General features: G+C 75.6%; 18 protein-coding genes and 1 tRNA gene. 7 read left to right on the forward strand and 12 right to left on the reverse strand.

Annotated features, from left to right (window positions below; genetic code table 11):
* Positions 1 to 25 precede the first annotated feature (25 nt).
* From ACT17Q_RS13300 to ACT17Q_RS13310, 3 genes are all read left to right on the forward strand, one after another.
* Positions 26 to 367, forward strand: coding sequence for a PadR family transcriptional regulator (locus ACT17Q_RS13300; RefSeq protein ID WP_094181947.1), 342 nt, complete (start codon positions 26 to 28; stop codon positions 365 to 367).
* Positions 364 to 939 carry an HAAS signaling domain-containing protein gene (locus ACT17Q_RS13305; RefSeq protein WP_094181946.1) on the forward strand — a complete coding sequence of 192 codons (576 nt, stop codon included), beginning with the start codon at positions 364 to 366 and terminating at the stop codon, positions 937 to 939. The genes ACT17Q_RS13300 and ACT17Q_RS13305 overlap by 4 nt, the downstream gene beginning before the upstream one ends.
* Before the next feature lie 233 nt (positions 940 to 1,172).
* Positions 1,173 to 1,685, forward strand: a complete 513-nt coding sequence (locus ACT17Q_RS13310; protein ID WP_094181945.1) for a hypothetical protein — start codon at positions 1,173 to 1,175, stop codon at positions 1,683 to 1,685.
* Positions 1,686 to 1,844: 159 nt separating this feature from the next.
* Here the strand turns inward: ACT17Q_RS13310 and ACT17Q_RS13315 are convergent, their stop codons facing one another.
* The 6 genes from ACT17Q_RS13315 to galU form a co-directional block, all read right to left on the reverse strand.
* Positions 1,845 to 5,438, reverse strand: coding sequence for an Ig-like domain repeat protein (locus ACT17Q_RS13315; protein ID WP_444662972.1), 3,594 nt, complete (start codon positions 5,436 to 5,438; stop codon positions 1,845 to 1,847).
* A 273-nt stretch (positions 5,439 to 5,711) separates the two neighbouring features.
* Positions 5,712 to 5,784, reverse strand: a tRNA-Ala gene (locus ACT17Q_RS13320).
* A gap of 84 nt (positions 5,785 to 5,868) precedes the next feature.
* A complete protein-coding gene (locus ACT17Q_RS13325) occupies positions 5,869 to 6,867 on the reverse strand; it encodes a hypothetical protein (RefSeq protein ID WP_444662974.1) in 999 nt (332 codons plus the stop codon).
* A gap of 67 nt (positions 6,868 to 6,934) precedes the next feature.
* Positions 6,935 to 7,537: a GNAT family N-acetyltransferase gene (locus tag ACT17Q_RS13330; RefSeq protein ID WP_094181942.1), complete on the reverse strand. Its 603-nt coding sequence runs from the start codon at positions 7,535 to 7,537 to the stop codon at positions 6,935 to 6,937.
* Positions 7,537 to 8,772 carry a molybdopterin molybdotransferase MoeA gene (locus ACT17Q_RS13335; RefSeq protein ID WP_268535347.1) on the reverse strand — a complete coding sequence of 412 codons (1,236 nt, stop codon included), beginning with the start codon at positions 8,770 to 8,772 and terminating at the stop codon, positions 7,537 to 7,539. Before ACT17Q_RS13335 ends, ACT17Q_RS13330 begins: the two co-directional genes overlap by 1 nt.
* A 38-nt stretch (positions 8,773 to 8,810) precedes the next feature.
* Entirely contained in the window at positions 8,811 to 9,710 is a 900-nt protein-coding gene (galU, locus tag ACT17Q_RS13340; RefSeq protein ID WP_094181940.1) for a UTP--glucose-1-phosphate uridylyltransferase GalU, read from the reverse strand.
* A 211-nt stretch (positions 9,711 to 9,921) separates the two neighbouring features.
* Between galU and ACT17Q_RS13345 the strand changes: the two genes are divergently transcribed.
* On the forward strand, positions 9,922 to 10,557 hold the full coding sequence (locus ACT17Q_RS13345; RefSeq protein WP_141320488.1) for a 5-formyltetrahydrofolate cyclo-ligase: 636 nt from the start codon (positions 9,922 to 9,924) through the stop codon (positions 10,555 to 10,557).
* A 72-nt stretch (positions 10,558 to 10,629) separates the two neighbouring features.
* Here the strand turns inward: ACT17Q_RS13345 and ACT17Q_RS13350 are convergent, their stop codons facing one another.
* The 6 genes from ACT17Q_RS13350 to ACT17Q_RS13375 all read right to left on the reverse strand — a co-directional run bounded on the left by ACT17Q_RS13350 (position 10,630) and on the right by ACT17Q_RS13375 (position 20,235).
* A complete protein-coding gene (locus ACT17Q_RS13350; protein ID WP_268535340.1) occupies positions 10,630 to 13,185 on the reverse strand; it encodes a penicillin acylase family protein in 2,556 nt (851 codons plus the stop codon).
* Positions 13,186 to 13,221: 36 nt separating this feature from the next.
* Entirely contained in the window at positions 13,222 to 13,551 is a 330-nt protein-coding gene (locus ACT17Q_RS13355; RefSeq protein ID WP_444662978.1) for an FmdB family zinc ribbon protein, read from the reverse strand.
* A gap of 206 nt (positions 13,552 to 13,757) precedes the next feature.
* Complete coding sequence (mscL, locus tag ACT17Q_RS13360) at positions 13,758 to 14,321, reverse strand: large conductance mechanosensitive channel protein MscL (protein WP_268535338.1); 564 nt, start codon at positions 14,319 to 14,321, stop codon at positions 13,758 to 13,760.
* 43 nt (positions 14,322 to 14,364) lie between these two features.
* On the reverse strand, positions 14,365 to 15,036 hold the full coding sequence (locus ACT17Q_RS13365; protein ID WP_444662980.1) for an SAF domain-containing protein: 672 nt from the start codon (positions 15,034 to 15,036) through the stop codon (positions 14,365 to 14,367).
* Between the two features lie 122 nt (positions 15,037 to 15,158).
* On the reverse strand, positions 15,159 to 15,458 hold the full coding sequence (locus ACT17Q_RS13370; protein ID WP_444662982.1) for a hypothetical protein: 300 nt from the start codon (positions 15,456 to 15,458) through the stop codon (positions 15,159 to 15,161).
* A gap of 70 nt (positions 15,459 to 15,528) precedes the next feature.
* Entirely contained in the window at positions 15,529 to 20,235 is a 4,707-nt protein-coding gene (locus ACT17Q_RS13375) for a hypothetical protein (RefSeq protein ID WP_444662984.1), read from the reverse strand.
* Between the two features lie 455 nt (positions 20,236 to 20,690).
* Between ACT17Q_RS13375 and ACT17Q_RS13380 the strand changes: the two genes are divergently transcribed.
* From ACT17Q_RS13380 to ACT17Q_RS13390, 3 genes are all read left to right on the forward strand, one after another.
* Positions 20,691 to 22,115 (forward strand): basic amino acid/polyamine antiporter, encoded by a 1,425-nt coding sequence (locus ACT17Q_RS13380; protein WP_444662986.1) that lies wholly within the window; start codon positions 20,691 to 20,693, stop codon positions 22,113 to 22,115.
* A gap of 96 nt (positions 22,116 to 22,211) precedes the next feature.
* Positions 22,212 to 22,934, forward strand: a complete 723-nt coding sequence (locus ACT17Q_RS13385) for an ABC transporter ATP-binding protein (RefSeq protein WP_444662988.1) — start codon at positions 22,212 to 22,214, stop codon at positions 22,932 to 22,934.
* Positions 22,912 to 24,894 (forward strand): hypothetical protein, encoded by a 1,983-nt coding sequence (locus ACT17Q_RS13390; protein WP_444662990.1) that lies wholly within the window; start codon positions 22,912 to 22,914, stop codon positions 24,892 to 24,894. The genes ACT17Q_RS13385 and ACT17Q_RS13390 overlap by 23 nt, the downstream gene beginning before the upstream one ends.
* Positions 24,895 to 24,937: the final 43 nt, after the last annotated feature.

Consider the following 24,937-nt stretch of genomic DNA (forward strand, 5'->3'; position numbering starts at 1 on the left):
GCAAGAGACTGCTAAGTTCCCCCGCATGGCCGCAGAGTCGGACGCGCTGCTGACGCAGCTGCGCAAGGGGGTCCTCGAGTACTGCGTGCTCGCGTGCCTGCGCAAGGACAGGGCGTACGGCCTCGAGCTGGCCACCCGCCTGTCCCGCTACCAGGTGCTGTTCGCGAGCGAGGGAACGCTCTACCCGCTGCTGTCGCGCATGCGCCGGCAGGGCTGGGTGGAGACGTCCTGGCAGGAGTCCACGAGCGGCCCACCACGCCGCTACTACGAGCTCACCCCGCAAGGTCGCACCGCGCTCGACCTGTTCACCCGTGCGTGGGAACCGTTCCGCCAGGACGTCGACACCGTGCTGGAGGAGTCCCGATGAGCCGGCCCCCCGCCCCGGAGCACCCGCTCGTCGCGGCCTACCTCGCCGACCTCGAGCGCGCGCTCGTCGCCGCCGACCCGCGCGAGCGCGAGGACACCCTCGACGCGGTGCGCGAGCACCTGCGCGAGGCGCTCGGCCCGGCCCCCTCGACCGCCGACGTCACCGAGGTGCTCGCCGACCTCGGGTCGGTGGACGTCATCGCCGGGACCGTCACGCCCGCGGGCCACACGCCCGTCGTCGCGCTCGCCGCCGCGCAGGAGACGCTCACCGCGCCGGCACGGCCCGCCGGACCCGACGCGGCCTCGGTCGTCGCGCTCGTCGCCGGTGCGTTCGCGCTGCTGCTCGTGCTGCTCGTGCCGGTGCTGGCGATCCCCGTCGCGCTCGTCGCGCTCGTCGTCGCGGTCCTGCGCGTGCGCAGCGTCGGCAGCAGCGCACTCGCGTGGTCGGCCGTCGTGCTCTCGGGCACGTCGCTGCTCGTCGCCGCGCTCCTCAGCCTCGCGATGCTGTCGACGGGCGGCGACGACGAGCCCTCCCCGGGACCGGTGCACAGTGAGCCCCTCGACCAGGGCTGAGGCGGCCCGGCACGCCGCCGACCTCCGCGCGGTCCGCCGCGCCGCCTACCTCCAACGCCGTGCCCTCGCGAGCCTCCCGCTCGACCAACGCGTGACCCTCGCCCTGCGCGGGGCAGGAACGCGCGCCCGCACACCGGCGCGCTCGACGTCGTAGCGCCGCCCACACCGACCGGCACCCGGCTGCGGTGCCCGTCGGACCGTCCGCACCGCAGCCGTGACCGAAGGAGCCTCCCGTGCACCGCCCCACCGCACGGGCCACCGTGCCCGACACCGTCCCGACCGCCTGGTCCTCCCGCGAGCCCGCTCGAGAGCTGCTCGTCATGTCCGCCTCCGCTCCCGACCGCTGGTCGCCCCTGCCGGCCGCCGCGCTCGGCGAGCACCTCGTCAAGCTCGAGGCCGGTCACGCCCTGGTCGTCACGCTCGAGGTCACCGACACGCGCATCGCGCAGGTCGTGCGCGCCGTCAAGGGTGACGGCGCGTGCTTCCTCGTCGAGCTCACGGGCGACCAGGGCACGCACCAGGTGGGCGCCGGCCCCGACCCTGCCGCCGCCGTGACGGTGCTGTCGCGCGTCACCCGACGCTGCGGGCACGCGCCCGTGCTGCGCGTCGGGGCGCAGTGGCGGCACACCGCGCGCACCGCGCCCGCGCTCGTCCTGACCTGGCTGCTGCGCGGCGACGTCGGCGCGCAGTACACGGTCGCCCCGTTCCTGTGCGGCGGGTCCTGCCCGTCGCAGCGGAGCGCCTGAGACCCCGCCCCCCTGCGGACATCGGGACGCGGCTGAGCAGGGGGCGGCCGCGTCCGCACGCGACGAGGCCCCGGCTCGGGGGAACCGGGGCCTCGTCGTGGTGCTGGTGCGTCAGGCGCCTGCCTGGCTCACCTCGTGCTCACCGTGCTCACCTCGTCGTCATCGGGAGACCGTCACCGTGTCGGTGCCGGTGCTCGTGGCGTGCGAGCCGCTGCCCGTGTAGACGACCTTGACGTGGAGCGTGGCCGTCGACGTCGGCGTGACCGAGGACGACACCGTGCCGTTCGCGCCCACCGCGACGGTGCGCACGAGCTTCCAGTCCGCCGTGCCGACCTTGGTCCACACCTGGGCCCTGCCGGTCGCGTCGCCCGGGGCGACCTTCGCGGTGAAGGCCACCGGGGTGCCGACCTTGCCCGTGGCGGGCGCCGAGACGGTGGTCGTCGTCGCCTTCTTGGCGACGGTGACCGTGGCCGACGCGGACGTCGAGCCCGTGTAGACGGCGTCACCGGCGTAGACCGCACGCACCGACAGGGTCGTCGCGGTGGCCGGGGCGGTGAACGACCAGCTCGCCGTCCCGTTGCTCACGGTCGCCGAGGTGACCGTGGTCCACGCGCCCGAGCCGCGCTTGGTCTGGACGGTGACCTTGCCGGCCGCCCGCACCGTGGCGGAGCCGCCCTTGACGGTGACCTTGCCCGTGACCTTGCCGCCCACCGTGACCCGGGCCGGCGCCGTGACGACGGCGGTCGTGCCGCGCTTGGCGACCGTGACGGACACCGGCTCCGACGACGAGCCCGCGGCCGTGGCCGTCTCGCCGAACGCCGCCGTGACCGAGTGCGCGCCGGCGGTCAGGCCCGGCACCTCGAGCACCGCACGGTGCTCGACGACCTCGGCGGTGCCGAGCACCGTCGTGCCGTCGGTGAACGTGACCTCACCCGCGGTGTCGACGCCCTCGACCGTGGCCGTGAGGCTCACGGTCTCGAGGGCCGTCGGGGCGTCGGGCTGGACCGTGAGCGACGTGACCGTCGGGGCGAGCACCTTGACCGACGCGGTCCCGGCGATGCCGGAGCCCGCACCGACCGCGACGAGGTCCGCCGCGCCGAGCGTGGCGTCCGCGGGGATCTCGACGGCCGTGGCGGTCGTGCCGTCCGCGGCCGCGTCGGCCGAGCCGAGCACCGAGCCGCCGAGCGACCAGAGCACCGACTCACCCGAGCGGAAGCCGCTCGCCGCGACCTCGAGCGTGCCGCCCGGGGCCACCGTGGCCGCACCCGGCGTCACGACGCCCTGCGCGGTCAGCTCGGCGCACGGGTCACCCGGCACGCCGAACGCGGCGGCGGGGGTGCCGCTGGTCACGCCGTCGTCCTCACGGACGACGAGCGGGGCGAACGCGTCGCTGCCCATCACGGCGTTGCTCGTGTTCGTCACCGAGATGGTGTACGACGTCGTCGCGGCCGCGCTGGCGTCGCCGTCGCCGTAGGTCGCGACCGACACCGTGGTGCAGACCTGACCCGGGGCGAAGACGACCTTGCGCATCTGCATGCCGGCCTTGGCGGTGGCCGTCGTGCCGCCGATCACCGAGAGGTACGCGGTGACGGGCGTCGTCGCGGGCTGCGACAGACGGACCGGGACGAGCACCTCGTCGGGGCCGGAGCCCTCCTCGACGCGCACCGGCGCCGTGCCGACCGAGACGGTCGTGGCGGGCGCGGCCGTGCCGAGCGCGGACGACGCGAACGCGAGGTCCGTGAGGTAGACGCCGCCGCTGACCGCGCCGCCGAGGCCGACCGCGGCCGTGAACCGCACCTCGCGGACGTCGGTGAGGTCGATGCCCGTGACCGACTCCAGCGGGAGCCGGACCTCGTGCAGGACGATCTTGCCGAGCGTCGTGGAGTTCTGCGTGCTCTGCGGCAGGCGGACCAGGGCGTTCGGGTTGAGGTCGGAGACCTTGGTCGCGAACGTCGCACCGTGGCCGTCGACGAGCGTGACCGTCAGGTCCGTGCCGGCGCCGTAGGCGACCGACTCGTCCGGCGACGCCTTGACCGTCAGGAACTCGTACGACGAGGCGTCACGCGCCGAGCGCGGGACCGACACGCGGACCTGACCGGTGCCGCTCGTCCACTGCACGCGGGTCATCGGGCTCGCGGGGACGTCACCGCCGAAGCGGACCGAGGTCCAGTGCGGCAGCTGCGCCGAGGCCAGCGTCGTCGAGCAGTACGGCAGGACCTGCGGGACCGTGCGGCCGGACATCGACGCGCACAGCGTGGCCGTGGCCGTGCCGTAGGTGCGGGCCGCGCCCGTCGTCGTGAACCGCGCGATGTCCGCACGGGCGGACGCGGGCTGCGTCGCCGAGACGCGGACGTCGAAGTCGGCGATCGAGTCGACCTTCGCACCCGAGCCGTCGAACATCGGCAGGAACTCGTCCTCGCCGCCGACCGTCAGGCGGAACCAGCCGGTCATGAGCGTCGTGCCCGTGTCGTACTGCTCGTCGTCCGTCAGGCGGATCGTCGTGTCGACCGCCGCGCCCGTGGTGCCGCAGACCGAGTCGGTCGAGCGGGCCGAGGTGGCGTTGGTGCCCGACCAGTCGTCGGACGTCGACAGGGCGTACTTCGACGGCGTCCAGACCGTGTTGAAGAAGTTGTGGTTCGCACCCATGACCCACACGTCCGTGCGGAGCACGTCGTCGTCGAACGCGTAGCGCGAGTCGTCGTTCATGTGCTGGCCCTGCTGGCTCGAGACGTCGCCGTCGCAGTAGGGCAGCAGCAGCATCGTCGGGATGTCCGGCGTCGTCATGCGGCCGAAGTCGACCGGGGCGAGCGGGAGGATCGAGACGATGTCGAACGGGTCGTCGAGCGCCGCGTTGAGCGTCGCCGCGGACGTGACGCCCTCACCACCGCGCGAGTGGCCCATGAGGCCGATGCGCGAGAAGTCCAGACGGCCGACGAGGTCCGCCGGCGTGATCTCGGTGATCTCGTCGTCCAGACCGGCGGCGGGCAGGCCCGCGTTGCCGGACAGCGCGTCGGCGAGGGTGACCTCGGTGTCCGTCTGCGCGTCGTAGAGCGTGGTCGAGACGCCCTCGTTCGCGTCCTCGAAGATCGAGAGCGTGTCGAGGATCAGCTGGCCGCGCGCCTGGGCGCCGTAGTCGAGCGCGAGCTGGTTGTCGTTCGAGTTGATCGCGTTGGCGCCGATGGAGATGACCGCGTAGCCGTGGCTCGCGAGCGCCTCGGCGGCGCCGTCGTAGCCCGCGTAGCTGGGGATGTTGGTCTGCGTCGGGAGGCAGGGCCAGCGGGCAGGGTTGCTGCCGGCGCCGTTGCACGAGGTGTGCCGGCCGTGCAGGAAGAGCACGACGGGTGCCTCGCCGTCGGTGTCGGGCAGGTAGACCTTGCCCTCGACCTCACCGCGGATGCCGCCGATGCCGGCGAGCTCGATCGCCTGGTTGCCGAACGAGTAGAGCGCCTTGGTGTACGAGTACTCCCCCGGCACCGACGGGTCGGGCGTGCCCTCGGGCGCGTCCTCGATATCGCCGGGCTCGGGCGCGGGCGCGACATCCGCCGGCGCGGCCGACGTGGTGCCGGCGTCGCTGAACCAGCCGGCCGCCACGTCCTTGGCGTCGAGGACGGACGGGTCGTCGGTCAGGGCCGTGAGCGTGCGCCCGGTCGCCGACTCCGTGGCGAGCCCGACGGCCTTGCCGTCGACGACGATCGTCGGGGCGTCGCTGCGGACCTCGAGGGGGCGGTCGAGGTCGAGCGTCACCTGGTACATGCCACCGAGGTCGGTGACGGTCCAGCCGTCACCGGACGCGACGCCGCTCAGGTTCCGCCGCGTCCATCAGCAGGAGGGTGTGCCCGGGTGGGGGCGCGGTGTCCATCACGACGATGCGCTTCGTCGTGATCAGGAACGTCGGGCAACGGCCTGACGGGCAGGCCCCACGCGACGACCGGCGGGCGCCGGCTCGCTAGGGTCGCCGTCGCCCGGAAGCACAAGAGCCGGACCCTGGGGTCCGGCTCTTGTCGATGTCCTGGGACATCCGATCGGTGGAGCTGAGGGGATTCGAACCCCTGACCTTCTCATTGCGAACGAGACGCGCTACCAACTGCGCCACAGCCCCTTGAAGCGGGCTACAGACTAGCACCCTGCAGGCCGGTCGAGAAAAACCGAGGCCGCGTGACCTGCACGACTCCGCAGCGCCGGATCACTGCCCCGACGCGCGGCGGCGGGCCAGGATCGCGTCGAGGTCGATCGAGCCGGTCGTCGTCGGCGTGGTGACCGCGGCCGGGACGGTCGCGGCGGGCGCCTCCGCCTGCTCGTCGGCGGTCTCCTGCGGGGCACGCATCGCGGAAGCCGACGTCGAGCCCTCGAGGTTCGTCAGCGGGACGGGCTCCCGGCGCGGCGCCTCGGGCTTGAGCGCGTACGTCGGGCGCGGCAGCGGCACGGGCGACCAGGACTCGTCGCCGGCCGCGGTGACGCGCGCGATCATCTGCGTGGGGGTGTCCGACGGGCGCACGGCGTGGCCGGTGACGGTCGGCTGGACGACGCGCTGCGCACCGGTCACGGCGCGAGCGGCGCGGGCACGGGCCTCGTGCGCGTCGCGCGCCGCCTGCTCCATGCGCGCGGCGAACGCGGCGTCGGCGGCACGGCCGGCGACCACGGCCCGACGGCCGAGCACCACGACCGCGGCGAGCAGGGCACCGGGGACGGCGCCCGCGACCCACGTGACGGCGGGCGCGGCGACCGCGACGACCGCGCCCACGACGGTGAGCACCGCGAGGCCGGACGCGAGCAGCCCGCGCCGGCGCGCAGCCGCACCGCGGCGCGCGACCGCGGCGGCGTGCTGGGCACGCGCCTGCGCGGTCCGGCGTGCCACCTCGGCGGTCAGTCGGTCGTGCTGCGCCGTCGGTCGGTCCATGGTCCTGCCTCCTGTCGCGGAGCTCGTCGCTGCCACGAGCACCCCTCTGCCGGGGGTCAGCAACCCCGACGTGCCGGCAGGCCTGCAGTCGCCGGGGTTCACCGCCGCCTGCGCCCGGTCGCGAGCCGGTCGGTCGCTCACCGCGACCACGCGCAGCGCGTCGGAGAACCGGTCGTCGACGCGGGACTCCACCAGTTGCTGCCGGTACCGCAGCTTGTGCGGCACCAGGTAACCCACCCACAGGCCGACCAGCGCGAGCGCGAGCCAGCCGGTGAGATCCTTCACGGACCGACGGTAGGGCGCGACGTCCCCCTCTCGGGGCAACTGTCCGGCGTGTCGAGCCGAATCGCGCTCAGGGGGCCGGGTGCTGCGCCCGGTAGCGCGCGAGGAGCCCGTGCGGGACCTCCTCGACGGTGAGCGCGAACGTGCGGTGGTCGCACCACTCGTCGCCGATGTGCAGGAACCGTTCGCGCACGCCCTCGTCGCGCAGCCCCAGCTTCTCGACGACGCGCAGCGACGGGCCGTTCTCCGGCCGGATGTTCACCTCGATGCGGTGCAGCCCCAGCTCGGTGAAGCAGTGGTCGGTGGCGAGCGCGACCGCGACCGGCATGATGCCGCGGCCCGCCACGTGCTCCGAGACCCAGTAGCCGATCGCCCCCGAGCGCAGCGAGCCGTACGTGATCGACGAGACCGTGACCTGACCGACGAGCTCGCCCTCGTGATCGATCGCGAACGGCAGGCTCACCCCCGCGCGGGCCTGCGCGGACAGCGTGCGCACGAACTGCGCGAACGTGGGCCGCGGCCCCTCCACGGGCACCGGTGACGTCGCGTCCCAGGGTTCGAGCCACGCGACGTTGCGGGCGCGCAGCGCGAGCCACGCGGTCGCGTCCCGGCGGCGCAGGGGCCGCAGACGCACCGGACCGTCCTCGAGGACGGCGGGCCAGCCGCGCGCCATCAGCCCTCCAGGACCAGGCAGTGCACGACCTGCCCGGGCTGCACGCCCGTGTCGTGCTCGCCGACGACCGCGAGCGCGTTGGCGTGCGCGAGCGCGCTGACGGTGGGTGCGGTCGGGTCCCCGAGCGGCGTCGCGCGGTAGCCCTCCTCGGGCGAGCCGAGCACGGTCGCGGGCACGAACTGCCGCAGCCCCGCGGGCGACGTCCAGCCGTGCGTCGCACGGGCGGTGACGCTCGGCCGGTACAGCTCGGCGTGGCCGCCCATCGCGCGCAGCGCGGGCCGCACGAACACCTCGAACGACACCTGCGCGGCCACGGGGTCGCCCTGCAGCGCGAAGATCGGCACCGTCCGGTCGGCCCCGAGGTCGCTGCCGACCGTCCCGAAGCCGTGCCGCAGGCCGGGGGTCATCGCGACGTGGTCGAGCCGCACGGTCCCGAGGGTCGCGAGCACGTCCTTCACGGTGTCGCCGACGAGCTCGGACAGACCGCCCGTGATCACGACGAGGTCCGCGCGCACCAGCTGGTCGTCGAGCGCCTCGCGCAGCGTGCCGCGGTCGTCGGGCAGGATCCCGACGCGCACGGGCGTCGCCCCCGCATCGCGGACCGCCGCCTCGAGCGCGTGCCCGTCGGTCTCGAACACCGCACCCTCGCGCTGGCGCGACGTACCGGGCTCGACGAGCTCATCGCCCACGGACAGCAGCACGACGCGCGGCGTCGGGTGCACGTGCAGCCGCCCGTGGCCGAGCGTGGCCGCGAGCGCGAGCTGGCGCGCCCCCAGGCGCGTGCCCGCGGCGAGCACCACCTCACCGGTGCGCACGTCGGCGCCCACGGGCCGCACGTGCTGGCCCGCGACCGCCGGGCGCTGCAGCGCGAACCGCACCGCACCGCGGTCGGTCTCCTCGAGCGGGACGACCGCGTCCGCACCGAGCGGGAGCGCGCCGCCCGAGGCGATGCGCACCGCCTGACCGGGCGCGAGCCGCACGCCCGCGGGCGCACCGGGCAGCACATCGTGCGCGACGGGCAGCGTCAGCGGCGTGTCGAGCCCCGCCGCCGCGGTCTCGTGCGCCGCGACCGCGTAGCCGTCACGCGCGGCCACCGCGGTCGCGGGCACGTCCCGGGTCGCGACGAGGTCACGCGCGAGGATGCATCCCACCGCGTCGTGCAGCGCCACGTCGAGCGGGGCGACCGGCCCGACGGCAGCGAGCACGGCCGCCAGGTGGTCCTGGACCGATCTCATGGCGGCATTGTGCCGCGCATCCGGCCCGGCACCGCGCGTCAGGCGGTGGTGCCGGCCACGTACTTCTCGAGCCACTCCTTGAAGTCGGGGCCCAGGTCGGGGCGATCCACCGCGATCCGGACGACGGCCTTGAGGTAGTCCAGCCGGTCACCCGTGTCGTAGCGGCGGCCGCGGAACACGACGCCAGTGACGCCGCCGCCCTGCTCGGCCGGCAGATCCATGAGCGTCGCGAGCGCGTCGGTCAGCTGGATCTCGCCCCCGCGGCCCGGCGCGGTGTTCTCGAGCACCTCGAACACCGCGGGGTGCAGCACGTAGCGGCCGATGATCGCGAGGTTCGACGGCGCCTCGTCGACCGGGGGCTTCTCGACGAGGCCCGTGATGCGCACGGTGTCCGCGTCCTCGCCGTCCAGCGCCTCGACCGCGGCGCAGCCGTACGACGAGATCTGCTCGCGCGGGACCTCGAGCAGCGCGATGACGGACCCGCCCAGGCGCTCCTGGAGCGCGAGCATCGGCGCGAGCAGGTCGTCGCGCTCGTCGATCAGGTCGTCGCCCAGCAGGACCGCGAACGGCTCGTCGCCCACGTGGCGCTTGGCCTGCAGCACGGCGTGGCCGAGACCCTTGGGCTGGCCCTGCCGCACGAAGTGCACGTTGGCGAGCTCGGTGGACTCGCGAACCTTGGCGAGACGCTCGGCGTCCCCCTTCGCCTCCAGCACGGCCTCGAGCTCGGGCACCGCGTCGAAGTGGTCGGCGAGCGTGCGCTTGGAACGCCCCGTGATGAGCAGGACGTCGTCGAGACCGGCCGCGACGGCTTCCTCGACGACGTACTGGATGGCGGGCTTGTCGACGACCGGGAGCATCTCCTTGGGCGTCGACTTCGTGGCGGGCAGGAACCGGGTACCCAGTCCCGCGGCGGGGATGACTGCCTTGTGGATCGTCATGCCGGAACGCTAGCCGCGCGCGTCCGGCCGCGCCCAGCGGACGCCGGTGTGGCGTGGGTCATGTCGATACGTCGTCATCCGGGCGCCATGGCCGATTCCGCAGGTCGTCATCTGTTCACCCGCGCGGGTGACCCCGAGGGTGTGTCCGAGGCGTGGGACACGGCCCGGGCCCGGGTACGACCGCCCGCGGAACGTTTGCGACACTGGGCGCATGAGCAGCGCCGCCGAACCGTCGCTCCGCACGTCCCCTCCCGAGCCCGAGGAGGCGAAGGAGCTCCTCCGCTCGGCGGTCCGCAAGGCGCGCTCCCACCGGTCGGCCCGGCTGCGCGACGAGGCCGCCACGGCGATCGCGGACGTCGTCGCGGCCATCCCCGCGGTGCGCGACGCGCGCTGCGTCTCCGTCTACGCCGCGCGTCCGACGGAGCCGGCGACCGGGGTGCTGCTCGAGCGGCTCGCGGCACGCGGGGTGCGCATCCTGCTGCCCGTGCTCGGCTCGGGGCTGCAGCGCGACTGGGCCGAGTACCGCGGTGTCGAGGACCTGCGCGAGCGCGCACCCGGCCGGCCGCCCGAGCCCGGTGGCCCGACGCTCGGGCCGCAGGCGCTCGCCGACGCCGACGTGATCGTCGCCCCCGCGCTCGCGGTCGACACCGCCGGCAGCCGCCTCGGTCAGGGCGGCGGCTGGTACGACCGGGCGCTCGAGCACGCCCGGCCCGACGCGCTCGTCGTCGCGCTCGTGTTCCCCGACGAGGTGCGGGACGCGAGCGTCGACCCGCTGCCCCGCGAGCCGCACGACCGGCGCGTCGACGCGTACGCGACGCCCGAGGGCTGGGTCCCGCTGCGCTCCTGACCCGGCCGCGGTCCCCACCGGCCGTGCTCATGACCGGCCGTGGCCCCGACGAGTCGCGGTCCCGACCCGGCGTCAGGGGCGCAACGTCAGCCGGTCGACCGCGTCCGCCTGCGTCGCGGCGGTCGAGAACGGCCACGGGAACGTCGTCCCCTGCGCCCACGCGCCCAGCTGGTCGGCGTAGTGCGGGCTCGCCGGGTGCCCCGACGTCCCGGTCAGGGTCACCCAGGTCGAGGAGTCCAGGTCGCCCAGGTCGACGACCATCCGCATCGAGGGCGCCGCGGTCACCCCGTACCCCTGCGACGCGTCCCACGCGGTCGCGTCGACGATCGACGAGCCGCCGCCCACCTCGACCGGGTCGGGGTTCACGAACGAGCGCACCAGACCCGGGACCGACGAGCCGCCCAGGACCGGGTGCTCGGGTGCGGCGGTGTGCAGCCGGCCCCAGCGCCACTCGTCGGCGTCCCGCCCGAGCTGCTGCGTGAGCGTCAGGCGGGCCGTGACCATCGCCTGGTAGAGCACCTCGTCACGGCCCTCGAGCAGGCCCGGGGTCGTGCGGTCGTCCCACCAGGGCGAGTCGGGCTCGTCGAGCAGCCCGCGGACCACCTCGAGCCAGCGCGAGCCGCCGTTCGGCAGCTCACCGTCGGGCAGGTCGTCGGCGAACGTGAGCTCGAGCAGCGTCTTCCAGACCGCCGCGAAGTACGCCGCGGCCGCGGAGTCGGCGCTCGCCACGTGGTCCCACGTGCGCAGCAGCTGCTGACCGTCGTCCGCGAACGCGTCGTCGATGTCGATGCGCAGCAGCCACGGCACGAGCACGTCCGCGTACGGGCTGCGCTGGTCGTTCTGGAGCGTGTTCACGTCGGCGACGTCGATCCTGTCGCCGCGCGCGATCGCGGTCGACAGCACCGTGCGGATGCGCTGGGCCCGGTAGCCGTAGTCCCAGTCGTCGGTGAGGAACGGCCCGACGCCCTGGGGCGTGACCGCCTGGTTCGCCGCGACGACGAAGCCCTCGGCCGGGTCGAGCGCGCGCGGCATCTCCTCCGGGTCGACGTAGCCCTGCCAGTCGTAGGCGGGGTCCCAGCCGGGGCGCGGCCACGTGCCGTCGGACGGCACCGCTCCCCTGACCGTCTGCCGCACCGGGATCCGACCCGGCGCCTGGTACCCGATGTGCCCGTCGGTCGTCGCGAACACGATGTTCTGCGACGGCACGTCGAGCAGCCGGCCCACGCGCGCGATGTCGCTCGCGTCCTTCGCGGTCGCCGTCGCGAGCACCGCGTCGGCCGTGTGCCCCGGCGCGAGCGCCGTCCACGCGAGCGCCACCTCGTACCCGCGGTCCGACGTGCCGTCCGGCATGGGCGCGTCACCGACCTGGTCGACGTCCAGCACGTCCGAGACGATCGGCCCGTGCACCGACTGGCGCACGACGATGGTCACGTCGTCACCGCCGTTGACCTTGATGACCTCCGTACGGGCTCGGATCCGCGCCGTGCCGTCGCCGCGCACGGTCGCGTTCCCCTCGACCCGCTCGACGAAGAAGTCCGTCACGTCCGCGCCCAGGTTCGTCAGACCCCACGCGAGGTCCGCGTTGTGGCCGATCACCACGCCCGGGAAGCCCGCGAAGCCGAAGCCCGACACGTCGTACGGGCACGCCTCGTCGACCTGCGCGCAGCGCAGACCCACCTGCATCCAGATCCCCGGCGCGGAGATGCCCAGGTGCGGGTCGTTCGCGAGGATCGGCGCGCCGCTCGCGGTGTGCTCGCCCGAGACCACCCACGAGTTCGACCCGACACCCTCACCCTCACCGACGAGGTGCGGGACGGCGTCGAGCGCCTTGTTCGCGCTGTCGATCGCCGCCTGCAGGCCCGAGTCGTCCAGGTCGAGCTCGCCGGCCGCGCTCGCCGGCGTCGCGCTCGTGAGGTCCTCGGCCGCGACGATCGGGGCGTTGAGGTCGTACGGGTAGGCCGGGAACAGCTCGTCGACCTTCGCGACGTCCCGCACGGACGCGTACACGCGTGCCCGCGACAGCTCGGCGTCGTAGTTGCCGCGCAGGTCCCACGCCATCGCCTTGAGCCACGCGAGCGAGTCCACGGCCTCCCACGGCTCGGGCGCCTCGACGTGGACCTGCAGCCCGAGCACGGTGTACTCGACGGCGATCTGTGAGGGCGCCTTGCCGTCCAGGTAGGCGTTGACGCCGGCGGCGTACGCCTCGAGCGCGTCACGCGTCGAGGGGTCGATGATCGCGAGCTCGGCCTCCGCAACCCGGCGCCAGCCGAACGTGCGGATCACCTTGTCCGCGTCGAGCGCGTCCTCGTTCTGCCCGACGAGCTCCGAGAGCCGCCCCGCGACGACGTGGCGGCGGTAGTCCATCTCGAAGAACCGGTCCTGCGCCGCGACGTAGCCCTGCGCGAGGAACAGGTCGTGCGGGTCCTGCGCGGTGATGGTGGGGACGCCGCGCGCGTCGCGTGTCACGGTCACCTCGTCGTGCAGGCCCGCGACCTCGAGGGTGCCGCTCACCTGGGGCAGCGGCCGGCGCACGACGACGAACGCGGCGACGACCGTCGCCACCAGCGCGACGACGAGGACGATGGCGACCGACAGGACGGTCAGACGGGCGGCACGGCTACGGAGCACGTCTGCGAGGGTAGTGCGGGCCCGGCGCGGCTGCCGTCAGGAGGCGGCCGGCGCAGCGGCCGGGGCGGCCGAGGGCGCGGGCGACGAGGCCGTGGAGGACGACGACGAGTCCGACGACGCGGGCGTCGAGGCGGAGCCGGACGTGCCCTTGTCGGACGAGACCGCGGGGACCGACGACGACTTCGTGCCCGAGCGCGCGTCGTTGCGGTAGAAGCCCGAGCCCTTGAACACGACGCCGACCGACGAGAAGACCTTGCGCAGCCTGCCCTCGCACTCCGGGCAGACCGTGAGCGAGGCGTCCGAGAACGACTGGTGGATGTCGAAGGCGTGGCCGCACGCCGTGCACGCGTACGAGTAGGTGGGCACCGGTTCTCCCTGAGGTCCGTCCGTGATGCTGCGAGCCCGGGCGCCGGGGTGGCGCGGCCTGGCACTCACACGTTCCGAGTGCCAATGGTAACGACCCGCGCAACCCGTCGATTCCCGGACCGCCGGCGGGCACGGCGCCGGGGTGCCCAGGGCGCACGACGAGGGCGCCCGGCCGAGATGGTCGGGCGCCCTCGTCGCGCAGAGCGTCAGACGGTCGGAGCGGGCGGCGTCGGGCCGTCCTCGGGGCGGATCGTCGGCGGGGTGGTGAGGTCGGACTGCAGCGCGGGCGTGGGGCGCTGCGCGAGCAGGTCGCGGATCTCCTGCAGCAGCAGGATGTCCTCGGCCGGCGCGGCCGGCTCGGCCTCCTCACCGCGCTTGCGCCGCGCTGCGAGCGCGTTCAGGGGCAGCACGACGAGGAAGTACACGGCTGCGGCGGTCAGCAGGAACGTGATCAGCGCCGTGAGCACCTTGCCCATGAGGATGGGCTGCGCCTGCTCGTTGCCCCAGCTGTACGGGCCGATCGTCCAGATGTTGTCGAGGTTCGGCTGACCGAAGATCCACCCGATGAGCGGGTTGATGACGTTCTCGACGATCGACGACACGAGGGCGCCGAACGCCGCGCCGATGACGACGCCGACCGCGAGGTCGACGGCGTTGCCGCGCGAGATGAAGTCCTTGAATCCCTCGAAGACCTTCCCCAGGCCCTTGGCGCCGGAGCCGAGGGCGTTCGCGGCGGATCCCGCCGTCGAACCGAATGTGGACTGCGACACGAGTACCTCCGATGAGCACGGGACAACCAGGCTGGACGTTCGATCATGGCACGACGACGGCGCTGAGCAAGCCCGTCACCGCGGCTCCCGCCAGCGCCGCGGCCTCCTCGGGCGTCACGGCGAGCAGCACGGGCGGCGTCTGCGCCTCGCCGCCGACCGCCCAGCCCCCCTCGTCGTCGCCCGGTGCGACCGGCAGGACGAGCGCGCGCCGCGCGACGACGACACCCTGCGTGCCGGTCTCGGCCGCCGCCGCGAGCACGTCGACCCGCGTGCCGGGCGTCAGCAGCGCCGCCACCGCGGGGTCCGCGAGCCGCACGGCCGCGACCACCGTGCCCGGCGGACCGACGAGCTCGCCCGAGGTCAGGAGGCCGGGCACCACGGGCAGGCCCGCGGGGACCGGCACGGCCGTCGCGCGGCCGAGCAGACCGTCCGGGCTCGTGCGCGTGGCGTGCAGCGCGAGGGCCGCCGGGAGCCGGGCGACACGCAGGTCGCCCGACCCGAGCGTCGTGCCCGCGGGCAGGTCACGCGCCGCGACCACGACCGCCCGGACCTCGGGCGCGGGCGGCCTCAGCACCTGCAGCGTCGACGTCGCCGCGAGGCCCACCCCGAGCGCCGCGACGACGAACCGGCACCGCCACAGCACCGCGCGCCACGCAACCCGCACGGGGCGGCGTCGCCGCTCGAGCGGCGGGACGGGGAACCTGGTCGACGGCACGCCCGCACGCTAGGGCGCAGCGCGCCACGCGGGGCCCCCGGTTCGGTCACCTGGGGACGGGTGTGCGTCCGCGCGGGGCTGGGGTCGGGTCGCGACGGACCGGACGCCCGTGCACGGTCAGGTCACCAGTGCGGCGGCTTGTCGCGGCGCAGGCGCTCGTCGTTCGCGTCCGCCCCCTCGCCCCACCCGACGTCGGAGTCGTCCGCGCTGCGCAGCGCGAGCAGCGCGTCGCCGGACCTGTCCCCCGCGCCGCCCGACCGCGGTCCCGCGCCGGGGGACGCCGCGGGCGACACCGCGGGTGCGGTCGTCGCCGCGGGGGCCGCGGGCAGCGTCGAGCGCAGCACCGACTCGTCCGTGCCGACCGTCCCGGGCGGGCGCACCGCGCGGCGCGGCCGTCGCGGGCGCGGGTCCTGGCTGCTCATCGCCCGATCATCGCACCGCGGCGGGGACCGGTCCGAGCCGGGTGACCCGTGCGCCGACCGCACCGGGCGCTCAGGACAGCGCGCGCTCGATCGCCCCGCGCACGGCGGTGTCGATCCGGTACGACCGGCGGGTGACGCCCAGCTCGTCGCGCAGCGCCTCCGCGAGCTCGTCACGCGAGCGCTGCACGCCGTCGGACTGCAGCCAGCCGACCAGGTCGTCGAGCTGGTCGTCGCTGTAGGCGGCGATCGGCAGGCCGCGGCGCACGTCGGGCCGCGGCAGCGTGCGCACCGGCAGCGCGGGCTGCTCGGGACGCACGACCGACAGCGGACGGTGCCGCGTGTCGTCGACGACGACCCCGTCCATGGCGACCGGCGCCACGCCGGAGCGCGACGCGCCCTGCAGCACCATGCTCCCCGTCACGGCGGGCGGCTCCGGGGGCGTCGCCGCGGGCCGCGCGGGCTCCTGCGCGGCCTCACGCGGTGCGGGCACCTCGGGCGTCGGGGCCGTGCCGGTGGGTCCGGTCGGTCCCGAGGCCTTGGCGGCGGTCGGCCCCGTGCCGGCGCGCTCGTCCGAGCCGCGGCCCTTGCGCTGGCGGGCCTTGCGTCGCAGCGCACGTCCGCTCGCCCGGCCGTCCGGCGAGTCGTCGGCGGGGCCGGCATCACCCGCGCTCGGGGCGGTCGGCCGCGCGGGCGCGGACGCGCCGGCCGACGCGACCTCATGGTCGTCGGTCCCCTGCGCACGCTCCGGCGCGTCGTGGGTGCCCGCCTCGGCCACCTCGACCGCGACACCCGCCCCGGCACGCGCCCCCGCAGCCTCGCCCGGTGCGCGCTCGTCGTCGGTCCAGGACTGCGGCAGGCCGATGACGGCCGTACCGGTGCGTGGCTCGACGGGTGCGGGCACGGCGCGGTGCACGTAGCGCCGGATCCGGTCGACCTCGGCCTCGGGGTCGAGGAACGCCGCGGCGGACCACACGCGCACGACCGTCCAGCCGAGGCGCTCGAGCCGGTCGGCGGTGAGGCGCTCGCGCACGCGCACGGACGGCTCGCTCACGTACGCGTCGTCGTCGGTCAGGACCGCGACGAGCATGCGCCCCGGCAACGACGGGTGCCCGACGACCATGGGGATGCGCTGCCCGCCGGGGACGCCGTAGTCGAGCTCGACGACGAGCCCGTGCCGCCACAGGCGCTCGGCGAGGTCGACGAGCAGGCGGTCGGGGTCCACGGCGTGCGACGCGGGTGCGGTCCGGCCGGCGCCGCGCTCGGCGGCGAACGCCAGCAGGTCGCGCAGCAGGCGCGGGCCGTCGCCGCGCAGCCGCTCGGGGTCGAGGTCGTCGGCGCCGAAGCAGGACACCACCGACAGCCGGTGACGGGTCGAGCCGAGCGCGTCCAGCAGCAGAGCGTCGCCGCCCGGCCCGGACAGCACGCCGAAGGTGTGCAGCACGCGCCGGTGCGGCGTGCGGCCGAGCCCGAGCGTGAGGACCACCGCGTCGCGGTGCAGCCCGGCGACTCCCGTGAGGTCGGTCACGACGAACGGCTCGGGCCGCACGGGGTCGAAGAACGCGGCGAGCGCGGGGTTGGTCCGCACCTCGTCGAGCACGGCCTCGCGCACGGCCTCGGCGTGCGCGGGCGTGACGGTGACGACCGCGAGCGACTCCTCGGGGCGGGACAGCGCGTGCTCGAGCACGAGGTCGACGGCCTGCGCGACCTCGGCCGGGGTGGTCTCGACGATGCCGCCGGGGCCGGGCATCCCCGTGCCGTCGACGACGTCGAGCCGCACGAGCGGGCGGCTCGTGGGCAGCGGGGTCGCGACCAGCGCGTCGCCGTACCCGTGCTCGGACAGGAACGTCGTGAGGTAGGGGTCGCGCGCGACCGTGTCGGCGCGCAGCGTGGCGCGCGGCAGCACCTCGGCGAGGTCACGCACCGCGCTGCCGGACGCGCACCGGGCGTCCCCGACGACGACGACCTGCCGGCCGCGGGCGACCGCGGCGAGCGCGACCTCCGTGGGCAGGTGCGCGGCGGCGCCGAGCACGACGAGGTCGACGGTGCGGGACGCGGGCAGCACCTGCGGCACGAGCATGGGGCTCGCGACGAGCACGGGGCGCAGGCGGCGCGCGACGTCGGGGTACCGCGCGAACGTGTCGCGCAGCGACGTCAGGCGCTCCTCGACCAGCTCGGCGAACAGCTCCTCGGCCTGCTCGCGGTGACGGCGCAGGACGGCCGCGACCTGCGCGGCGACGGCGGTGCGCACGGGTGGGGCGAGGCTCGCGACGTGCGCGCGGTCCAGCTCGGAGTACCGCTGCGCCATGGCGCCGAGCGCCTCGCCGTCGTACCCGGCGAGCGCCGGGTCCTCGGCGAGGATCTGCTCGATCACGGTGCTCCACCACGCGAGCTCGAGCTCGGCCGGTGCCTGGGCGGCGGCGACGCGCCGCTCGGCGAGGTCGTCGACGAGCGCGCCGAGGCCCGCCGCGCGCAGCCGGTGCAGCAGGCCGGTGCGGTCGGGCAGGGTCTCGAGCGCGTCCTGCGCCCCGCGCAGCCGCTCGAGCCGTTCGGTGAGCGCGGGCAGCGGGAGCGCGCACAGCCCGGCGCCGCCGGGGGTGGGTGCGAGCACCTCGTCGAGCGCCTCGAGGTCCTCGCGCACGGCGCGGTACTCCTCCTCGAGCGTCTCGAGGCCCTCGGGCAGTCGCGGCCAGCCGCCGCTCGGGCAGTGCGCCTGCCACGTCTCGCGGCGCGCCTGCACCTCGACGAGCGCGGAGTGCAGGTCCGCGACGGGGCGGCCGGGGCGCACCATGTCCTTCGCCTGGCGGCGCAGGCGTCGCCGCAGCCAGTAGCCCATCGGGAGCTCGCGCTCGGCGCGCCACTGCTTGGTCGCGGTGGCGGCGACCAGGTCGGCGGCGGTGCGCTCGAACACGATCGGCAGGAACACGTCGAGCGAGGCGCGCACGCCGTCGAGCATGCGCAGCTGCTCGCCCCAGGCGTCGACGGTCTCGGCGGGCAGCAGGCCCGTCTCGGCGTCCACCTGCGCGGAGCGCTGGGCGAGGCGCGGCAGCGCGTCCTCGAGCAGACGCTCGAGGCGACGGCGCGCGACGTCCGCGTCGGCGTGCGTGCGCAGGTCGGCGCCGTACCAGGGGGTGTCGCCGGGCCGGACGGAGAACGCCCCGAGCTCGCCCGCGCGGCGCAGGTCGGCGGCGAGCCGCGTGCGCTGGTCGCCGTCGAGGGCGCGGGCGACCTCGGGTGCCAGCCGGACGGTCGTGCGGGGTGCGGGCCGGGTGGACGTGAGCCGCGCGAGGTGCTGCAGCGCGTCGTACGCGGACACGCCGAACGGCTCGCGCGGGGTGTGCAGGCCGGCGACGTAGCCGCGCAGCGCCTCACGGTGCCCGACGAGGTCCGAGCGCAGCGCCTGCACGCCGCTCGGGTCGACGACGGGCGGCTCCACGGTCATCGCGCCGAGCATCCGGCGGGCGGCGGCGCTGCGCCAGCTCGCCTCGGGGGCGATGTCGAGCAGCAGGTCGTGCAGGCCGTGCGCGGCGAGCCGCTCGGTGAGCGCGACGGCGGCACGGCGGTGCCCCGGCACGTACAGGACGGTGCGTCCCGCGGCGGCGGCGTCGGCGACGATCGCGGCGACGGTGCCGGAGTCGTCGGCGCCCGTGGGGCTGTCGACGAACAGGTGCGCACCGGTCGCGACGACGTCGAGCACGTGCTGCTGCGCGGGGTCCAGGTCGCCGACGCCGCGCTCGTGCGCGGGGTCGCGGTCGCCCGCGGCGGGCGCGGGCAGCGGGTGGGCGCGCAGGCGCTCACGGTCCGCCTCGACGCCCGCGAGCGCCGTGAGGACCTCGTGGTGCGCGACGCCGGCGGCGAGCGTGTCGAGGTCGTCGACGAGCACCTGGCCGGGGTGGACGAACGTGCCGACGACGACGCGCTCGCTCAGCTCGAAGTCCTCGAGGACCGCCTCGCCGAGCGACGCGAGGCGCTGGAGGGCGGCGCGCGGGTCGAACCCGCCGCCGGTGAACGCACCGCGCGCGACGGCCGCCGGGTCGAGCAGCGCGCCGCGGGAGCGCAGCGCGCGGGCGAGGACGGGGTTGACCTCGAGCGACGGCTCGAGCGCGAGCTCGTAGTCGCTCTCCCCCGTGCCGCGGGCGCGCAGCGCCACGGGTCGCAGCAGCACGGGCGCGCGCAGCCGCCGGGGTGCGGCGGCCGGCTCGTCGTCCGCGGGGGCGCCGCTCCGGGTCGAGGTGGCGAGCACGGTCGCGAGCGCGGCGACGTCGTCCTGCGCGACGTCCGCGGTGGTGCGCTCGGTCCAGGTGGCGACGCCGATCGCGAGCGACGTGGGCGCGATGCCGTAGCGCTGCTCGTAGGCGGCGGCGCGGGAGCCCACGGCGCGAGCCCGCCGGCGCGCGGTGGACAGCGCGGCCCCTTCGCGCACGAGGTTCGACAGGCGCGTCTCGCGGCCCGCGAACAGCTGGGCCATGCCGGACGGGTGCGCCGCCGACAGGTCGAGCGCCGCCTCGCCGAGCAGGTCGATGTCCGCGAGCGTGGAGCCACCGGCGGCCTCGACGAGCGCGCCGCGCCACGTGGCGAGCGCGCCCTCGACGAGCTCGGCGTCGGACGGCGGCTCGACGAGCGCGACGGGACCGGCGGCCTCGCCGGGGACGGCGGGCTGGGCACCCGTCGCCGCACCGGGGCGAGCGGTGGGCGTGGTGGACGTGGGGTCGGCCGTGCCGGGGGCAGGCCCGAGGTCCGAGCCGGCTCCCGAGCCTGGCGCGCGCGCGGGGACGGTCACCCTGCGACGGTAACCGCGGCCGCGACGCGCCCGGAGGTGACGCGCCGAGGGCGTCCGAGTTCTGCCCGGTCGGCGGATCGGCGTGATCCTGCGGATCGCGGGGTGGCGCAGGACGCGTCAGGAAACGCGAGAGGCGGCCGCGGACGATCGCGGCCGCCTCTCGGACGTAGAAACGGTGCGCACCGCGCAGGGGGCAGGCGATGCGCACCGTCGGGGAACAGTGTGCTCCACCCCCACCCTATTGGTCAACCGTCCAGTCCATGACTTTGCAGATATTCGCCCGTGACGCGGCTCACACGCCACCCGTCCGCCGCGACCGTCCAGGTCAGGCGCCCGACACCGCTGCGTGCCCTGTCACGCGAAGGTGTCCACGATGCGGCAGAGTCGGGTGCGCGGCGCGCCTCCGAGCCGCTCGAACCATCGTCGGAGGCCGTGCGGCACGCCGGCAGGACCCCATGACAACGCCCGCACCCGGGCCGGACGCACCGCGCACCACGCACCTCGGCGTCCCGACGATGGCGATGCTCGTCGTCGGCTCGATGGTCGGCGCCGGCGTGTTCTCCCTCCCCCGCCAGTTCGCCGAGTCGACCGGCGCGGCGGGCGCACTCGTCGCCTGGGGGGTCGCCGGCGCCGGCACGCTCATGCTCGCGCTCGTCTTCCAGACCCTCGCACTGCGACGCCCCGACCTCGACGCGGGGGTCTACGCGTACGCGCAGGCCGGGTTCGGCGAGTACCTCGGCTTCTTCTCCGCGTTCGGGTACTGGGCCTCGGCGTGCGTCGGCAACGTCACGTACTGGGTCCTCATCACCTCGACGCTCGGCGCGGTGTTCCCCGCGCTCGGCTCGGGCGACACGCTGCTCGCGGTCGCGGTCGGCAGCGCGGGACTGTGGGTGTTCTTCACGGTCGTGCGGCGCGGGATCCGCGAGGCCACCGCGGTCAACCGCGTCGTCACCGTCGCCAAGCTCGTGCCTATCGTCGTGTTCGTCGTGCTGGCCGTCGTCGCGTTCGACCCCGCGGTCTTCGCCGACAACTGGAGTGGTTCGCCCGGATCGGGCACGCTGCTCGACCAGGTGCGCGGCACCATGCTCGTCACCGTCTTCGTGTTCCTCGGCGTCGAGGGCGCGAGCACGTTCTCCCGCCACGCGCGCCGCCGCAGGGACGTCGGCCGCGCCACCCTCCTGGGCTTCGGGTCGGTGTTCGCGCTGTTCGCGTCCGTCACGATCGTGTCCTACGGCATCCTGCCCGCCGACGACATCGCCGGGCTCGAGGAGCCGTCGATGGGCGGCGTGCTCGAGGCCGCGTACGGCCCGTGGGGTACCACGTTCGTCTCCGCAGGGCTCGTCGTCTCCGTGCTCGGCGCGTACCTCGCGTGGACGCTCATGGCCGCCGAGGTGCTGTTCGTCGCGGCCCGCGACGGGGACATGCCCCGGTTCCTGCGCACGACGAACGAGCACGACGCGCCCGTGCCCGCACTCCTGATGTCCACCGCGCTCGCCCAGGCCGTGCTGCTGCTCACGCTCGCCTCGGAGCGCGCGTTCGACTTCGCGCTCGAGCTCACCGGCGCGCTCGTGCTCGTCCCCTACCTGCTCGCCGCCGCGTACGGTGTGCGGCTTTTCCGGCGCGACCGCGGCCCGCGCGGCCCGCTCGTCGTCGCGGCGCTCGCGACTCTCTACACCGCGTGGCTGCTGTTCGCGGCCGGGATCGACCACCTGCTCGTCGTGTTCGTCGTCTACGCGCCCGCGTCCGTGCTGTTCGTCCTCACGCGCCGCGAGCAGGGCCGCCGCTGGTTCTCCCCCCGCGAGCGCGTCGTGCTCGCCGTCTCCCTCCTGGGCGCGGTCGCGGGCCTCGTCGCGCTGTTCACGGGCTGGATCCGCCTGTAGCGCCACGTCCGGACTGCTACGTTCCTCCCGTTCTCTCGGCCGCCGCGACCCGCGGGCCGAGCCCGGCGCCGTCGCCACGGAAGGACCCGGGGACGAGTGGAGATCTCGAGCGGGCGGGCGCCCGTGGACCCCCAGGGCGCGTACGCGCTCGTCGTCGAGGACCTGTGCGTCGACCTCGGGGGGCAGCCCGTGCTGTCGTCCGTGAACCTCACGCTGCCGGCTGCCACCACGGTCGCCGTGACCGGGCCGTCCGGTGCGGGCAAGTCGACCCTGCTCAACGCGCTCGGCGGCCTGCAGCCCGCTGCGCGCGGACGGGTCGTCGTCGCGGGTCGCGACCTGAACCGCCTGTCCGACGACGAGCGCGCGGAGCTCCGGCTGCGCGAGGTCGGGTTCGTCCTGCAGTCCTCGGGCCTCGTGCCGGAGCTCAGCCTCCAGGAGAACATCGCCCTGCCGCTCGAGCTCGCCGGGATGCGCAGGCGCGGTGTGCGGGACCGGGTCGCGGAGGTCGTCGCGCAGCTCGGGCTCACCACGTGCGCTCGCCGCAGGCCCAGCGAGGTCTCCGGTGGGCAGGCGCAGCGCGCCGCCGTCGCCCGCGCCGTCGCCGCCCGACCGTCGGTCGTGCTGGCGGACGAGCCCACGGGTGCGCTCGACTCCACCAACCGCGAGATCGTGCTCGACCTTCTCCTGGAGCAGGTCGAGCGGTGCGGCTCGCTGCTCGTGCTCGTCACGCACGACCCGCAGGTCGCGGCGCGCTGCGCGCGGCAGGTGCGCATCGTCGACGGCCGGGTCGCGGCGGGTGTCGGAGCAGCAGGTGGGTGACCTGCGGCTCGCGCTGCGGCTCGTGCGCGGGGGCGGTCGCACGGAGGCCGTGCGGCTCACCGTGCTCGCCGTCGGGGTCGCGCTCGCGGTCCTCGGGGTGCTCGTCGGGACGACGGTGCCGCGCGTGAGCGCGGACGCGGCCTCGGCCGCCGCGGCGCGCACGCGCGTCGTGGCGGGGCCCGGTGCACCCACGACGTCCGAGCTGCGGGTCCTCGTCAGTGACGACCGTCTCGGGCGTCGGCCGTGGACGCACGCCGTCGTGACGGGCACCCACGACGACGCCCCGCTGCCTCCGGGGCTCGTGCGCTGGCCGCGCCCGGGCGAGACGATCGTGTCGCCCGCCCTGAGCCGCGCCCTGCTGGAGCACCCGGACGTGAGCGTGCCGGGCGTCGTACCCGAGCACATCGGCGCGGCAGGCCTGACCGGCCCTGACGAGCTCGTGTCCTGGACGGTGCTGCCCGCGGGCTCGCCGCCGCTGCCGGCCGAGCCCGTCATCGCGTTCGGCGGGCCCGTGGTCACGTCCTCGACCCCGGCGAGCGTGCGGGCGACCGAGATCACCGTGCTCGTCCTGGGCCCGGCGGCGCTGCTCCTCGCGCTCGGGGTGCGGGCCTGCGCGGGCGCCCGGGCGGCCCGCACGCGTGCGCTCGTGCTCGCGGGCATGGGCCCGCGCCGGTGCGCGCGGGTCTTCGGGTGGGAGATGGCGGCCGTCGTCGTCGTGGGCGCGTGCGCGGGCGTCGCCACCGCGCGCGTCGTGCACCCCTGGCTCGGGTCCTGGGGGGTGCTCGGCCGGCGCTGGTTCCCCGAGCAGGGCGCCGTGCCGGTGGTCCTCGAGGTGCTGCTGGCCGTGACGGTCGCGCTCGTCGTGCTCGTCGTCGCGCGGCGGACCATGCGTTCCCAGGCAGGCGGGACCCGGCAGCACCGCCTGCCGAGCCCGCGCGTCGCGCTGCTCGGCTACGTCCTCGGCGTGCCCGCCGCGGCGTGCCTGGCGTGGCTGTGCGTCCGACTCGCGTCGCACCCGGGCGACCAGGGCGCCCCGGACTCCGCGGTCGTGGCCTCGATGGTCGCGAGCTGCGCCGCGGCCCTCGCGGTCGTGGTCGCCGCACCGCACGCGGTACACACGGTGACCACGTGGCTCGCCGACCGGCTCGCTGCGCGCGCCACCCGGCCCGACGTCCGGCTCGGGCTGCGCGGCGCGGGCTGGCACGCGCACGCGACCGGACGGTGCGCCGCGCTCGCGGCGGTGCTCGTGATGACGAGCGCGTACGGCACGGGGCTGCTGGTCGCGCTCGACCGCGACGCGCACGGACCCTCGGCGGGCATCGAGGTCGACCTGTCCACGACCACCGCGGCCCAACGGGACGCGCTCGCGGGCCTCGGCCTGACCGTCGCGACGGTCGAGCGCACGGCCGCGGACACGAGCGACGGACCGTGGACGGGCCTCGACGCCGGGTGGGTGACCTTCGCGGTGTCCGACGAGACCGCGGCTGCCGTCACGTCCCGGATCCACCGCCTGCTGCCGGAGCTCACGCTGCGGGCGGGCGCGGACGACGCCGACCTGGTGGCCTACGCGGACGAGCAGACGGGTGTGGTCCGGGCGGGGCTGGCCGTCGGCACGGGCCTGGTGAGCGCCGCGTTGATCGTGTGCCTGCTCGAGGTCTGGTGGTCCCGGCGGCGCACCACCGCCGCACTGGGTGCGATCGGCACGCCGCGGCGGGCCATGCGCGTCGTCGCGGTCACGCAGATGGCCGCGCCCGTGCTGGTCACCACGGCGATCGGCGTGGGCGTCGGGGTCCTCGGCGGCTGGACCGCCGTCGCCTACGCGGGCACGGCCGACATGCTCGACCCCGCGGTCGTCGGCGCCGCGGTGCTGCCTGCGGTCGCCGCGGTCGCGCTCGTCGCAGCCGTGGCGTGGGTGGCCGGAGGTCGCCCGGCACCGCCGGGGTCCCTCGCCGACCTGTGACGCGCACGCGCCGCGAACGGCCGGTCGGGCCGCGCCACGGCGC

Source organism: Cellulomonas sp. CW35 (assembly GCF_052378485.1).
Taxonomy (GTDB): Bacteria; Actinomycetota; Actinomycetes; order Actinomycetales; family Cellulomonadaceae; genus Cellulomonas; species Cellulomonas uda.

Bases quoted from the DNA above. Each gene is read 5' to 3' on its own strand.
- ACT17Q_RS13300 (WP_094181947.1), top strand. From the start codon at position 26: ATGGCCGCAGAGTCGGACGCGCTGCTGACGCAGCTGCGCAAGGGGGTC.
- ACT17Q_RS13305 (WP_094181946.1), top strand. From the start codon at position 364: ATGAGCCGGCCCCCCGCCCCGGAGCACCCGCTCGTCGCGGCCTACCTC.
- ACT17Q_RS13315 (WP_444662972.1), bottom strand. From the start codon at position 5,438: ATGTACCAGGTGACGCTCGACCTCGACCGCCCCCTCGAGGTCCGCAGC.
- ACT17Q_RS13330 (WP_094181942.1), bottom strand. From the start codon at position 7,537: ATGGCGCGCGGCTGGCCCGCCGTCCTCGAGGACGGTCCGGTGCGTCTG.
- ACT17Q_RS13335 (WP_268535347.1), bottom strand. From the start codon at position 8,772: ATGAGATCGGTCCAGGACCACCTGGCGGCCGTGCTCGCTGCCGTCGGG.
- galU (WP_094181940.1), bottom strand. From the start codon at position 9,710: ATGACGATCCACAAGGCAGTCATCCCCGCCGCGGGACTGGGTACCCGG.
- ACT17Q_RS13345 (WP_141320488.1), top strand. From the start codon at position 9,922: ATGAGCAGCGCCGCCGAACCGTCGCTCCGCACGTCCCCTCCCGAGCCC.
- ACT17Q_RS13370 (WP_444662982.1), bottom strand. From the start codon at position 15,458: ATGAGCAGCCAGGACCCGCGCCCGCGACGGCCGCGCCGCGCGGTGCGC.
- ACT17Q_RS13380 (WP_444662986.1), top strand. From the start codon at position 20,691: ATGACAACGCCCGCACCCGGGCCGGACGCACCGCGCACCACGCACCTC.